Annotated in this window: 14 protein-coding genes; 7 read left to right on the top strand and 7 right to left on the bottom strand. The window is 62.6% G+C overall.

Translation table 11 applies throughout. From position 1 onward, the window contains the following. Positions 1-44: 44 nt before the first annotated feature. Genes ACFSJC_RS02090 through ACFSJC_RS02080 form a run of 3 tightly spaced genes read right to left on the bottom strand, consistent with a single transcriptional unit; the run spans position 45 to position 2,236 of the window. Positions 45-716 (bottom strand): site-2 protease family protein, encoded by a 672-nt coding sequence (locus ACFSJC_RS02090; protein WP_386022500.1) that lies wholly within the window; start codon positions 714-716, stop codon positions 45-47. Beyond that, a complete protein-coding gene (locus tag ACFSJC_RS02085; protein ID WP_386022498.1) occupies positions 716-1,339 on the bottom strand; it encodes an L-threonylcarbamoyladenylate synthase in 624 nt (207 codons plus the stop codon). The genes ACFSJC_RS02090 and ACFSJC_RS02085 overlap by 1 nt, the downstream gene beginning before the upstream one ends. Positions 1,340-1,360: 21 nt before the next feature. Beyond that, positions 1,361-2,236, bottom strand: coding sequence for a PHP domain-containing protein (locus ACFSJC_RS02080; protein ID WP_386022496.1), 876 nt, complete (start codon positions 2,234-2,236; stop codon positions 1,361-1,363). A gap of 153 nt (positions 2,237-2,389) precedes the next feature. Here ACFSJC_RS02080 and ACFSJC_RS02075 point away from each other — a divergent pair, with 153 nt between their 5' ends. From ACFSJC_RS02075 to ACFSJC_RS02050, 6 genes are all read left to right on the top strand, one after another. After that, the gene (locus ACFSJC_RS02075) at positions 2,390-3,121 is read left to right on the top strand and encodes a hypothetical protein (RefSeq protein ID WP_386022493.1); all 732 of its coding nucleotides are present in this window, start codon (positions 2,390-2,392) and stop codon (positions 3,119-3,121) included. 359 nt (positions 3,122-3,480) lie between these two features. Then, on the top strand, positions 3,481-3,906 hold the full coding sequence (gene exbB, locus ACFSJC_RS02070) for a TonB-system energizer ExbB (protein ID WP_386022490.1): 426 nt from the start codon (positions 3,481-3,483) through the stop codon (positions 3,904-3,906). Further along, positions 3,903-4,277, top strand: a complete 375-nt coding sequence (locus ACFSJC_RS02065) for a biopolymer transporter ExbD (protein WP_386022487.1) — start codon at positions 3,903-3,905, stop codon at positions 4,275-4,277. The genes exbB and ACFSJC_RS02065 overlap by 4 nt, the downstream gene beginning before the upstream one ends. Continuing rightward, a complete protein-coding gene (locus tag ACFSJC_RS02060) occupies positions 4,274-5,242 on the top strand; it encodes an energy transducer TonB (RefSeq protein ID WP_386022485.1) in 969 nt (322 codons plus the stop codon). Before ACFSJC_RS02065 ends, ACFSJC_RS02060 begins: the two co-directional genes overlap by 4 nt. 108 nt (positions 5,243-5,350) lie before the next feature. Further along, a complete protein-coding gene (locus ACFSJC_RS02055; RefSeq protein WP_386022483.1) occupies positions 5,351-6,133 on the top strand; it encodes a DUF3050 domain-containing protein in 783 nt (260 codons plus the stop codon). A gap of 79 nt (positions 6,134-6,212) precedes the next feature. Next, the gene (locus tag ACFSJC_RS02050; RefSeq protein WP_386022480.1) at positions 6,213-6,515 is read left to right on the top strand and encodes a TusE/DsrC/DsvC family sulfur relay protein; all 303 of its coding nucleotides are present in this window, start codon (positions 6,213-6,215) and stop codon (positions 6,513-6,515) included. Positions 6,516-6,517: 2 nt separating this feature from the next. Here ACFSJC_RS02050 and ACFSJC_RS02045 read toward each other — a convergent pair whose 3' ends face one another. Then, positions 6,518-7,723 (bottom strand): ammonium transporter, encoded by a 1,206-nt coding sequence (locus tag ACFSJC_RS02045; protein WP_386022477.1) that lies wholly within the window; start codon positions 7,721-7,723, stop codon positions 6,518-6,520. Positions 7,724-8,258: 535 nt separating this feature from the next. On the opposite strand from ACFSJC_RS02045, the gene ACFSJC_RS02040 reads away from it, so the two are divergent. Continuing rightward, positions 8,259-9,935: a methyl-accepting chemotaxis protein gene (locus tag ACFSJC_RS02040; RefSeq protein WP_386022474.1), complete on the top strand. Its 1,677-nt coding sequence runs from the start codon at positions 8,259-8,261 to the stop codon at positions 9,933-9,935. Here the strand turns inward: ACFSJC_RS02040 and ACFSJC_RS02035 are convergent. The 3 genes from ACFSJC_RS02035 to ACFSJC_RS02025 are packed head-to-tail and all read right to left on the bottom strand — an operon-like array spanning position 9,923 to position 13,486. Beyond that, positions 9,923-10,537, bottom strand: coding sequence for a PqiC family protein (locus ACFSJC_RS02035; RefSeq protein ID WP_386022472.1), 615 nt, complete (start codon positions 10,535-10,537; stop codon positions 9,923-9,925). The genes ACFSJC_RS02040 and ACFSJC_RS02035 overlap by 13 nt on opposite strands. Before the next feature lie 29 nt (positions 10,538-10,566). Beyond that, the gene (locus tag ACFSJC_RS02030; RefSeq protein ID WP_386022469.1) at positions 10,567-12,249 is read right to left on the bottom strand and encodes a PqiB family protein; all 1,683 of its coding nucleotides are present in this window, start codon (positions 12,247-12,249) and stop codon (positions 10,567-10,569) included. Next, positions 12,242-13,486, bottom strand: a complete 1,245-nt coding sequence (locus tag ACFSJC_RS02025; protein WP_386022467.1) for a paraquat-inducible protein A — start codon at positions 13,484-13,486, stop codon at positions 12,242-12,244. Before ACFSJC_RS02025 ends, ACFSJC_RS02030 begins: the two co-directional genes overlap by 8 nt. Positions 13,487-13,630: the final 144 nt, after the last annotated feature.

The following is a 13,630-nucleotide window of genomic DNA, read 5'->3' as shown; positions in this document are numbered from 1 at the left end:
GCTGGAAAGAGTTCGGACCCGAACGCATTCAGGCCGGAAAGACCTCAGGCAAGAAACAGTTCCTTCACGATCTCCGAGCCCGGCAGCAGGTCGATCGCCAGGACCGCCAGAGGCATTAGTATGGCCCCCAGCAATCCGGTCGCGAGCAAGGCCAGGAGGACGATGAGCCCAAAGGGCTCGAGTCGCGAGAAATAGTAGGCAATCCGAGGAGGCAGAAGCGCGTTCAGTATCCGTCCGCCGTCGAGCGGCAGCAACGGAAAAAGATTCAACACCATGAGAAAGACATTGATCAGAACACCGGAGGCCCCCGTATAGATCAGCGGCAAGGCAATCCACTGACTGAACGGCATCAGCACCAGTCCGAGCTGGATCGCCAGCCCCCAGGCCAATGCCATCAGCAGATTCGCCCCGGGACCTGCGACCGCGACCAGCGCCATATCCCGGCGCGGATGGCCGAGATTGCGCCAATTGACCGGGACCGGCTTGGCCCAGCCAAAGAGGAAACCAGCGAGCAGGAAGGTGACCGTCGGCACCAGAATGGTCCCGATCGGATCCACATGACGCAGCGGATTGAACGTAACGCGCCCAAGCATGAAGGCCGTGCGATCGCCCAGGCGATTGGCAACCCAGCCGTGTGCCGCCTCGTGCACCGTGATGGCGAAGAGGACGGGGACGGCGAGCACGGCCAGAAGCTGCAAATGATTGAGTGCGTTCATCATTCCTCGATCAGAGTGGCATCGCCCTTACCGCGGCGAATCAATGCGGGCGGATCGGCGATCATATCGATCACGGTGGTCGGCTCCAGGCCGCAGAAACCGCCGTCGATCACCAACTCCAGATGCTTGTCCAAGACCTCGCGCATCTCGTAGGGATCCGTCATCGGCAGATCGTCGTCCGGCAAGATCAGCGTGGTGCTCAAAATCGGCTGATCCAGCTCACTCAGAAGCGCGCGGCAGATCGGGTTGTCCGGCACCCGCAGTCCGATCGCCTTGCGCTTGGGATGCTGCAAACGGCGCGGCACCTGCTTGGTCGCCTCGTGGATGAAGGTATAGGGCCCAGGCGTGAGCGTCTTGAGCAATCGAAACGCCTGGTTGTCGACCTTGGCATAGGTAGTGATCTCGGAGAGGTCACGGCATACCAGGGTGAAATAATGCTTGTCGTCGACCCGGCGGATACGCCGGATACGCTCCATCGCCGATTTCTCCCCGATCTGACAACCCAGCGCGTAGGAGGAGTCGGTTGGGTAGACGATGACGCCACCCTCCAAAAGGATTTCGACCGCGCGACGGATCAGCCGGGGCTGCGGATTCTCGGGATGAATCTGAAAGAATTGGGCCATGGGTTGACGTGAAGTAAAGGGTCAGACAGCGGCGACCCGATGGGCGACGGTCTCGCTCGCCATCTCGGGCCAGTCATGCCAGATGGGGGTGCAGCCCTCGGGAAGCGACGGCAAACGCCCGAGTTCGAGCCAGGGATAGATGGGGCCGTGATAGTCCGAGCCCGCCGAGGCAAGCAGACGCTGCTCGCGGGCATGTCGAGCAAAGGTGAAGGCGTCATCGCGCGAATGGGTGCCGGTGACCACCTCGACGCCGACACCGCCGTGCTCGCGAAACTCGCCGAGCAGACGCTGCACCCGAGTCCGGGTCAGACCATAGCGCGCCGGATGGGCGACGACCGCCTGTCCACCCGCCTCGCGAATCCAACCGACAGCGGCCTCCAAACTGGCCCAGCGGCCCGCCACATATCCGGGCTTGCCCGTGGTGAGAAAGTGCTTGAAGACATCGGCCGTGTCTTTAGCGAGACGGCGACTCACCAAGAACCGAGCGAAGTGGGTGCGACCGATCAGGGTCCCATTCGACAGTGCCCGAGCCCCTTCGTAGGCACCTTCGATGCCCTGCTTGGCGAGGCGGCGTCCGATCTCCTCAGCACGCCAGCCACGGTATTCGAGCAAACCCGCAAGACCTTGCTGCAAAACGGCATTCTCAGGATCGACCCCCAATCCGACGACATGGATCGTCCGGTCGCCCCAGGTCACCGAGACCTCGACCCCCGATACGAGCCTGATCCCTTGGGCATGCGCCTCCTGGCGCGCCTCGCCCAGACCGGACGTGGTGTCGTGATCGGTGAGCGCCAAAACCGTCACACCAGCCGAGGCCGCGCGCGCGACCAGATCCGTCGGCGACAGGGTGCCGTCGGAAGCGGTGGAGTGGGTATGTAAATCGGGAATCGCGGTCATCGGCATAGTTTAACTGAAGGCGCGACATCGCGTGATGCCGATAAGCAAGACGAAGACCAATCTGGTTGCTATCCTTGCGAGATGCAAGGTCCGAAACGCACCATTAGGGTGCGTGACTCGCCCGCCGATCTCATCGAGGGATGACCGACCGCTATGCTGCCACCGATCGATATCAGTTACATCGCAGACCAAATATCCGAGCAGGGCGAGGAGATCCAGCGCCTCTTCGAGGAGACCGCCCCCCGACCGGAACCGACCCCACAGGTCCTGCTGAACGGACTCGACCGACTGCTCGACATCCTGCGGACTGCGGAACGGCCCACGCCAACCGCCTCGGCGCAGGCGCTAAGGACACTCACAGGCTCGGAGCCGGAGGCGCTGCTCGATCATGGTCTCGATCTGCTCCATGATCTGTCGGACCTCGCCAGACGACTGGGGCTACCGCAATCGGTGCGCGTACTCGACCAACTCGCCCTAACCTTCAGTTGCTGGATGATTCGGCACGGCACCGAGCTGATTCGTCCCGAACCCGCGATCAATGCCGCCGCCATTCTCGCCAATCAAGCGAAGGATCCCGAGGAGTTGACCGAGCTGTTCGGCCTCATGACGGAACTCATGGAAGGGATGCGTCTTGAGCCCGAGCCAGCCACGACACAGCCGTGGCGCATCCTCATCCTCAACCGCGCCATCGTCGCCACCCGCAGCTATCAAACCGCCCTGATGGAGACAGCCTTCGAGGACGTCGTCGAGCATCTTGGCGACGAGGCGCCCGACTTCTTTCGCGAGGGCATGGGACAGATGGAGGCACTGGACTACCCCGACCAGATTCGACAGGTCATGCAGCACTATTTCGAACGCTGTTGCAGCGGACAGCGGCTGCACTGACCGAGTCTACACCGATAGGCCCCGAGCGCGTGCTTCCACCAACCAGCACGAGCGCCTGACGGATTCAATCCGCTTCCAGGTCGGAGACTGGCCAAGCATTCAGATAGCCCGTTCAGCGCGGCACGGACGCACCTTGCACCTGCCCCCGAACCATCGACCGTCGCATCCGACACGCCCAGACCCACCCCAAGTGCGCCTCGACGCCGCACTGAGTCGATGCGCCCCAGATTGAAGAGGATCGGGTAGAGTGCATACTGCAGTGGGTGCGGAACAGGGATCGATTGGTCCAAGAATGCCAATAAAGCAGCCGGATTCACAATAAACAAAAAACGAACGGCATCGACCGAGGAGAGATTCGCGTGGAGTTCCTGAAGTCCAATCTGGACCTGGGGGTGATGGGCCTCTTGGGGCTGATGAGTTTCGTCATGATCGCATTCGTCATCGAACGATTGCTCTATTTCGCCCGTGTAGACCTGGCCGCATTCGATGACGCGGAGGATCTGGAACTGGCACTCACCCGCAACCTCACCACCATCGCCACCATCGGAGCCAACGCGCCCTATATCGGACTGCTCGGCACCGTACTGGGCATTCTCATCGCCTTCTACGATATCGGTCGCACGGGCGAGATCGAGACCGCCACCATGATGATGGGGCTGGCCCTGGCGCTCAAGGCCACCGCGCTGGGCCTGGTCGTCGCCATCCCATCGCTCGTCTTCTACAACGCACTGCTGCGGCGAACCGAATCGCTCAAGGTGCGCTGGCGCAGGGTGAAGCGTCCATGAAACGCATCGATCAGATCAATGTCCTGCCTTTCATCGACATCATGCTGGTGCTGCTCGCCATCGTGCTGACGACGGCGACCTTCATCAGCGAGGGGCGCCTGGAGATCCGGCTACCCACGTCGACGAGCCAACCCGACACGCCTCCCCCGCACTCGGTCGAGATCGCGATCGACGCCGATGGCGCCTTCTACCTGGACGCGGAGCCCGTCACCGAGGAACGGCTCGCCACGGCATTGGACGGCCTGGAGACATCGACTCCCATCGTTCTGCGCGTCGACGCAGCGACCCGTTTCGAACGCTTCGTCGCCGTCGTCGATCAGCTCAAGACCCGCAAGCTGGAGCGCCTGACCATCCTGACTCGCAAGTCATGAGCCGAATCCAGCGCTGCCGACGCTGCATCTGGGCCGGAATCGCATGCTCCGCAGTGCTGCACGCGGCCGGGGCCGCCGCGCTCTTGCGACTCGGCACGCCAGCCGATCCGCCACACCAAGGTGAGACAACCGTCCCGATCGAGCTTGGCATGTTCGGTAACCCCGAACCCGCAGCGGCAGATGCCCCGGCGACAACCGAAACGCCCGGCACCCAGCCGTCACCAGCAACCGCACGCGACGAGACGCCACCAAGCAAAACCGAGCCGGAGCCGGAGACGGAGACGGAGCCAACGGATTCGAGCGCTGACCACCCCGAGCCACCACCTCCCCCGATCCCAGTGGCGCCAACGGTCGCGCCCAAGCTTCAGCCTAAACCCACCCCGACGCCCCGCCCTCTGGAACCCAACACGGAACGCCGGAGCACGAAACCACACCACGACAAGGCGCCAGAGGCCAAGACGGCCAACAAGACGACGAAACGACCGCCCAAGCCAACCCCGAAGCCGAAGGTGCGAAAAGCCGCGTCCCCCACAAATAATCCGGCGCCGGCAAAGACCAAGCGCACACCCGATCACGGCGATACGAGGGGCAGCGGATCGCGCGCCCAAGGCTCGGCGGACGGAAATGGCAAAGGCAGCGGCACATCCCCAGGGGTGTCGAAGGCACGCCAACAGGCATCCGAGCGCACCTATCTGTCCGCGCTTCAACGTGCGATCTCGCGCCAGCAACGCTATCCAGCCAGTGCCAGACGCCGTCAGCAAACGGGGACGACGACCCTGGCCTTCGTCATTCAGGCAAACGGACACATCGGTCAGATCCGTATCGTCAAAAGTTCCGGGCATCCATCGATCGACCGGGCCGCACTCGACGCCATGCGCCGGCTCGGGCGCTTCAAGCCGATTCCGACCGAACTGAACCGCAGAACCTGGGCACTCCAGGTTCCGATTCGTTTCGACCTCCAATGAGATCGCACCGACTCGAACGGCCGACGCACCAGAACTGACCGATTCGAGGGACCTTGAGTATCATTGGTTCAGCATCCGCTGAAACGCTTAAATAACGAGGACACGAACATGGCATCACTCGACCTTGAGCATTTGCGCCCCCTGCAGGATCAACTCGCCAATCATGCGATCTACGGGGCGATCGAGCGCGTTGAGGACCTGCGAATCTTCATGCACCATCATGTCTTCTCGGTCTGGGACTTTATGTCCCTAATCAAATACCTCCAATCCTCCATCGCCCCGGTCCGGGTACCCTGGATACCGACCGAGGATCCCGACCTGCGATATTTCATCAATCAACTGGTACTGGAGGAGGAGTCGGATGCCATCCCGCTTCCCGACGGCGAACTCCATTACGCCAGCCATTTCGAGTTCTACTGCCAGGCCATGCGTGAGATTGGCGCGGATGCCGAGATGCCGCGACGCTTTCTCGACGAGGTCGCCGCACTGGGCGTGGACAAGGCGCTCTATTCGGATCAGGTCCCCAGCCCGGCGCGCTATTTCAGCGAAACGACATTCGGCTTCATCCGCGCGGACAAGCCGCATATGGCGGCGGCTGCGCTCGCGCTCGGGCGAGAGAATCTGATCCCGGAGATGTTTCGACGCTTCCTAGAGCGCATGGGGATCACCCCCGAACAGGCCCCGACCTTCCATGCCTATCTGAACCGACACATCCATCTCGACCAGGACTTCCACGGCCCCCTGTCGATGAAGCTGCTGGAACGACTCTGCGCCGACGATCCCGAGCGCATCGAAGAGGCGGAAACAGCAGCCGAAGAGGCGATCTGCGCCCGTATCCGCTTCTGGGACGGGGTACTGGAGTCGATCGAGTCGTCGCATCGCCCCCAATAACCAACCGGCTTGACATGTTTTTTCTCGCCTCCAGATTGTTTCGCACACAGAAACCGAACAACCGACGAGGCGAGAAGACATGAACGCAGCGCTAGCCGTGCCCCTGGACAATGAAGGATTCCTGCTCGACCGCGACGACTGGAGCGAAGAGATCGCGATCGAGCTCGCCAAGGCCGACGACTTCGAGATGACCGATCAGGTGATGACCTTCATTCGCGAGGCACGCTCCATGTACGAAGAGAATGGCGTGGTTCCGCCCATTCGCATCTTCGCCAAGAAGCAGAAGGTCTCCACCAAGGATCTCTACGACATCTTCAAGAAAGGCCCCATGAAGCTGATCTGCAAATGGGGCGGCCTGCCGAAACCGACAGGCTGCGTTTAGGATCAAACCTCACCGCGATTGTAATCGGGCTGCGCGGTGATCTTGTGGATACTGAGATCGGCGCCGTTGTACTCCTCCTCCTCGCTCAGACGCATCCCGATCGATATCTTGATAAGGCCATAGACCAGCCCGCCACCGACGAAGGCCAGAACGACGCCGATCAGACTGCCGGTGAGCTGAGCAAGGAAGCTCACGCCACCGACGCCGCCGAGCGCCTTGAGCCCGAAAATGCCAGCGGCGATGCCTCCCCAAAGCCCACAGAGACCGTGCAGCGGCCAAACGCCCAGCACGTCATCGATACGCCACCTGTTCTGGGTCAAGGTAAAGGCGTAGACGAAGAGACCACCCGCAATCGCTCCGGTGATCAAGGCGCCGATCGGATGCATCAGGTCCGAGCCCGCGCACACGGCCACCAGTCCGGCAAGCGGTCCGTTATGCAGGAAGCCAGGGTCGTTCTTGCCAGCGACCATCGCCGCCAGGATCCCGCCCACCATGGCCATCAACGAATTGACCGCAACCAGCCCATTGACAGCCCCAACGGTCTGCGCCGACATCACGTTGAATCCGAACCAGCCCACGGTTAGGGTCCAGGCGCCGAGCGACAGAAAGGGAATGGAGGACGGCGGATGGGCCGTTATGCCGCCGTCCTTACGGTAGCGCCCGATCCTTGGCCCAAGCAGGAGGACGGCGGCAAGCGCGATCCAGCCACCGACCGCATGCACCACTACCGAGCCGGCGAAATCATGGAAGGGGGCGCCGAACAGCCGCTCGATCAGTGCCTGCATCCCCAGATTGCCGTTCCAGGTCATGCCCTCGAACGTCGGATAGAGGAATCCGACGATCAGAAAGGAGGCGAGCAATTGGGGATAGAAGCGCGCACGTTCAGCGATCCCTCCCGAGATGATCGCCGGAATGGCCGCCGCGAAGGTCAGCAGGAAGAAGAACTTCACCAACGCGTAGCCACTCTTATCCTGCAGCACGGCCGCATCCGAAAAGAAGTCGACCCCGTACGCCAAGCTATATCCGACGAAAAAATAGGCTATGGTCGAGATCGCGAAGTCGCTCATGATTTTCGAGAGCGCGTTGACCTGATTCTTGGCGCGAACCGTCCCGACCTCGAGGAACGCAAACCCAGCGTGCATAGCCAGCACCATCACGGCGCCGACTAGAATGAACAAGACGTCTGTACCTGCCTGCAGTGACTCCATCGTCAACTCTCATGCGAACAATTTTGGTGCATGCCATAAGCAGGTATCAGGCCAATTATCATCGGGGAGCGCAATTTCCGTGCTCCGAAACCTGACACGATGACGCATACATGCACCAAACAGGTGACAACCGTCCCTAGCATGAATGAGTTGGGCGCGACTCGGTCTGCGATGATGGACCATGAGTCGATGACTTCCGGCCCCTGACCGCACTATTCCAAAGCACCAGTGGCGCGACCCAGGCACTCCGAAAAAGCACCATCATGGATCACAGAGGCACCGAGCGCGCACCATTATCAGTCACGACATGCGACACGCCGGATGCCAGTCGAACGACACAAGCGGATTCCGCCCCCTATGGCGTGACGAGGACCCCATCACAGATTCAAAATAAACACGGCACGAGAAAGCGGGAATCTGCGAATAATCCGACGACGGCCTCGCTGAACGGCCAGCAGACGTCGATCGATCGGCGGACTCCAAACCCACGTCAAGATTCAAGGAAACGTTGCCCCAGGGCGATGAGGCAAACACTATGGGCTATTGGTTAATCGGAACGTTGGTCGGCGCCCTCGCGGGCGCAGGTGGGTTTTTGGCGGCAACCCTCGGGGGAGAAGGACTCTATCCGAGTCTTGCATCGCATCTGACGCTCGGTGTCGCGATCGCCTCGATCACCACATGGCTGCTCAAGAAGACCCTGGGCCAGGCACTGCACGGACTCGAAAGCACCCTGTCGCATATGCATGCGGACGGGGATCTGTCGCGCCGCGCACCCGAGATCAAGGGGCCCGCAGCCCGCTCGGCCTTGCTCTTCAACGCCCTGATCGAGAGCTTTCAGGGCATCATAGGCAAGGTCATCTTCGACGCCGAACGGGTCGCGGCGACGGCGGACGCACTCGCCCAGCATGCCCGCGCCGTCGCCGACGGATCCAACGCCCAGCGCGAGACCTCGGGCGCTCTGGTCGAGCGGATCGAGCGCATGACCACAAGCGTCAATGCGGCCGCCGAGCACGCAAGCCGAACTGCGGAGAACGCCCAGAATGCCCACGACCTCTCACAGGAGGGAACCCGTACCGCCGCCGAGGCATCCAACGAGATCGAGCGCATCGCACGCTCCGTGGAGGGATCCGCCCAGGTGATCGCCGCGCTCGGCGAGCGCTCCCAGGCGATCGGCGGAATCGTGAGCGTCATCCGCGAGATCGCCGAGCAGACCAACCTGCTCGCGCTCAACGCCGCGATCGAGGCGGCCCGAGCCGGCGAGCAGGGGCGCGGATTCGCCGTGGTCGCGGACGAGGTGAGAAGCCTCGCCGAGCGCACCGCGACATCGACCAGCGAGATCGCCTCCATGATCGCCGCCATCCAGCAGGAGACCCAAACCGCAATCGCCTCGATCCGTCAGGGCAGCGAGCAGGCACACAGCGGCGCGACTCTGGCCCGCCAGGCGGCGGATTCGCTCGACCACATCAATCAAGGCGCACAGGAAACCATGGAGCGCGTCGACGAGATCGCCTCCGTCATCGCCGAGCAAGGACGCGAGAGCGAGCAGGTGGTCGGAGCGGTCCACGAGATCATGTCGATGGTCGAACGCAACGCATCCGGCGCGGCCGAAACCCTGCAGGAGGCGCAAGAGCTGGAGAGTCTGGCCGTGAATCTCCACGAGATCAGCAAGGTCTTCAAGTTGGGCGATACGGGCACCGAGGCCATCGCCATCCATAAACGGATGCCCGACATCGTCCAGCAAGCCGCCGCCGCGCTCGGCAAGGCGCTCGAACAGGCACTGAGCCAAGGGCATATCGAAGAGCACGCACTCTTCGAGCCCAGCTACACGCCGATCCCCAATACCGAGCCGAAAAAGTTCACCACCGGCTTCGACAGCCTGACGGACACGCTCTTCCCCCCGATCCAGGAACCCATCCTGGATCGCGATTCGGCGCTCGTCTACGTCATCGGCTGCGACCGCAAGGGATATGTGCCGACCCACAACCGACGCTTCGCACAGCCGCTGACCGGCGATCCGGCCGTCGACTTGATCCACAACCGCACCAAGCGCATCTTCGACGACCCTGTCGGGCGACAGTGCGGCGCACACGAGCTGTCATTCCTGATCCAGACCTATCGCCGCGACACCGGCGAGATCGTCCACGACATCTCGGCGCCGGTCTATGTCCAGGGTCGTCACTGGGGCGGATGCCGGATCGGCTATCGCGCCTGATCCTGGACCGGATCGACGGGTCGCGGCCGCGTACGCAGCGCCGCTGCCACATCCCGGCTGAAGTCGGCCAAGGCACCGCTCAGCGCCGCGATCGATGCGCCGGGATCGCCCGAGCTATCCCAGGGGCGCCGATAGAGCGCCTCCCGCACCAGAAGCACCCGGTCGAGATTGGGGTCGAGGACGAACCAGCGCACCTTCAGCACGGCGTCGCCGCCCTGGGTGCCCTCGAACGCCAGCACCTCGGCGGCGACCCGAAAATCGAGCGGATAGCGGATATCGCTCGGAAACACCAGGATGCGACTGGTTCCGAGCAACAGGGCCAGGTTTTCGCTCCAGACGCGCAGGAAATCGTCCTGCAGGGTTCCACCCCAGCGGTGGAATTCGTCGATCGTGAGACGATTACCGCCCTCGCGCGCCACGATCTGCGGGCGATCGAGAAACACCGGAAAGGAAACGGGGCCGAGCCCCACGCTCAATTCAGCCCCAGGGACCACCTTGCCGCCGACGGTGTCGGGCGACAGCGAGGTCAACGTATAGAAGCTCGACGGCGGGGTACTCGCGCAGCCGAGCAGCAGCAGGACCGCGAGACAACCGGTCGACATCCATCCAGCCCAAAGACAGCGCCTCATCCTCACCTCCCCTTGCCTTTCAACAATGCATCCGGATGCCGCTCCAAATAGTCGGCCATGAGCCGCACCGAGCGCGCGGCCGATGAGACCTCCTGGAACATGCGCTGCATGTCCGAATGGAAGGACGAGGTCGTCGAGAGCATCGACCCGGCCCGCTCCAGCGCACGCGTCCCCTCTTCCAAGGTCTTCGCGAGTTCGGGCGCGATCTTGAGATTGAGCTGCTCCGCCGTCCCGCGCACCTGTTTCAGCGTGCCCTGCAGTTCGTCGAGCGTCTGTTTGAGTTCGGGCGAGTTCACCAGCGCGTTGGCACCAGACGCGGCGGAGGCGAGATCGCGACCGATCTGATCGAGCGGAATCGCGTCCAGCTTGCCGAGGATGTCCGTGATCTTGGTGGTCAGGGCCTCCAGCGGCGTCGGAATGGTCGGAATCACGTCGTAACCGCCGTACTTGGCCACCGTCGCGGCGGGGGCGTCGGGATAGACATCGAGGTCCACGTAGAGATCGCCGGTCAGCAGGCTGTCGAATTTGAGCTGACCCCGCAGACCGCCCGACACCAGGCGATCGACCAGATTGACGCCCTCCAGCTCGGTCGAATCGCCTCGGATCGCAATGCGATCCGGCTCCACCTCGACCAGCACCGGAATCTGAAAGGCCAGATTCTCGACGCTGTACTGCAGTTGGATATCCAACACCTTGCCGATGTCGATCCCCTTGAGCAAAACGGGTGCGCCGATGACAAGTCCGCGTACCGAGCCCTCGAAGAACAGCAGATACCGCTCTTTGCGCGAATAGGTTTTGGCATGGGCCGCCTCGCGGCTCGCATAGAGCGGGAAATTCTCCGGCACGGGACTGCCAGAGGCCGCCGAACCGATGGTCTCTGGAGTGTCGAATCCGATGCCACCGATCACGATCGAAAGCAGCGACTGGGTGTCGAAACTGAATCCGGCGCCCGACATGGAGAAATCGATTCCGCTGGCGTTCCAGAAGCGGGTATCGCCGGACACCAGCGCATCGTGGGGCGAGGACACGAAGACCTCGATGCTCACCGCGCGTCCGTCCGCATCGAGCGAGTAGCCAACGACCTGTCCGACCTGAATCTGACGGTAATAGACGGGCGAACCGATGTTGAGCGATCCGAGGGTGGGCGAACGCAGCACGAACTGGGTGCCGGGCTCGGCGGTGCTGAACAGCGGCGGCTCCTCCAAGCCCTTGAAGCGGCGTCGGTCACGCCCCTTCTCGCCAGGATCCATGGCGATGAAGACGCCGGACAAGAGGGTATCCAGACCCGAGATCCCGCTCGCGCTGACCCTTGGGCGCTCGACCCAGAAACGGGTGTTCTCGCTCAGATGTTCGGCGAAGCCATGTTTGAGCTCTGCGGTCACGATCACCGTCTTGAGATCCGCCCCCACGTCGATCGCCGTGACCTGACCGACATCCACGTCCTTGAACTTGACCTTGGTCTGCCCGGCCGACAACCCGGACGCGGTCTTGAACTCGATGGTGACCGTCGGTCCCCGCTCGCTCAGCGTCTTGACCGCCAGCCAGGCGCCGACCGCCACAGCGATCAAGGGGATCAGCCAGACCAGAGACAGACGGCTGGCCGGCCTGACAACCGCCTGCGGCATGGCGTCGGCGCCCGCCCCGTCTTCATTCGTCGCGCTTCGACCGCCCTGGGTCTCAGACATGCTTTCGCTCCAAACCGTCCCAGATCAACCTGGAATCGAATGACATCGCCGCGAGCATCGTCAGCATGACCACGGCACAGAAATAAACGGCCCCTGCTTCGGCTTGGACCGAGGCCAGATTCCCGAGACGCACCAGCGCGACCAGGATGGTGACCACGTAGATATCGACCATCGACCAACGCCCGATCGCCTCGGTGATCCGGTAGAGCCGGGTCCGTTCGCGTGGACTCCAGCGCCAGCCGAATTGCACCGAGAGCAGTAGCGACAGGAGGATCAGGAGCTTCAGGATCGGGACGAAGATGCTGGCGATGAAGACGATGACGGCCAGGGGCCACATCCCATTCTCGAAGAGAAAGATGACCCCGCTCAAGATGGTATCCGACTGGCTCTGCCCGAGCGAGGTCACCGTCATGATGGGCAGCAGATTGGCCGGGATATAGAAGGCGATCGCCGCCACGACCAGCGCCCAGGTATGCTGCAAGCTGTTCGGCTTGCGGGCGTGCAGCACATCGGTGCAGCGCGGACAGCGCAGATGACCTCCGTCCCATAGAGCCGATTCGCGAGACATCACCAGCTCGCAGACGTCGCATGTCAGGTGACCATCGCCCGCACAGGGCGGTTTAGCCCCCCCCTGCGCCAACGGCACGCGCGACCAGACCTGATCCGGATCCAGCGCCGACTGGGCACCCGCCAGGACCAGGATGAGCGCCCCGAAGGCGAACAGTGCGGCCCCGGGCACCATGGTCGCCATCTCCGACAGTTTCACCACCGAGACCAAGATCCCGACCATGAAGACATCCATCATGCCCCAGGGCGTGAGCGTGCGCACCCAGCGAAACAGTCTCGGGAGCCAGGGCGGCACGCGCTCCAGCATGAGCGGCACCAGCACCATGAGCAAAAGGACCAGTTGCAACCCGGGTGCAAGGACACTGGTGAAGAAAACGACCGAGGCGATGAAGACATTTCCGCCCCGCCAGAGATCCATGACGCCGGTCATGAGCGTCGTCTGCGTCTCCTGCCCGCGCATCTCGAACGCGAGGAAGGGAAAGGCGTTGGCGATGACGAAGAGCACGATGCCGGCGATCGTCAGGGCCAGGGTCCGATTGAGGCTGTCGGGACGATCGCGATGCAGCACGTTGCCGCAACGCACGCACACCGCCGTCCCGCCCGGAGGAAGTGCCGGATTGCGCTGCAACAGCCCGCATTCGAGGCATTCGGTCAAGGCATCTCGGTTCATGGATCAATAATCCGGGACGACACGCACAGCGAGGCGCGAAAAGGCAGACGCATGACAGCCGAGCGCGGGATACCTCCCGAGGAGGTCCGGAGTCCGCCCAGGATCGACATTTTGCTGCGACTGCACAAAAGGACGTAAAGGGAG

Origin of the sequence: Thiorhodococcus fuscus, from assembly GCF_042682685.1 — a bacterium.
GTDB classification, from domain to species: domain Bacteria; phylum Pseudomonadota; class Gammaproteobacteria; order Chromatiales; family Chromatiaceae; genus Imhoffiella; species Imhoffiella fuscus.
This window is presented reverse-complemented; position numbering and strand designations above follow the sequence as displayed.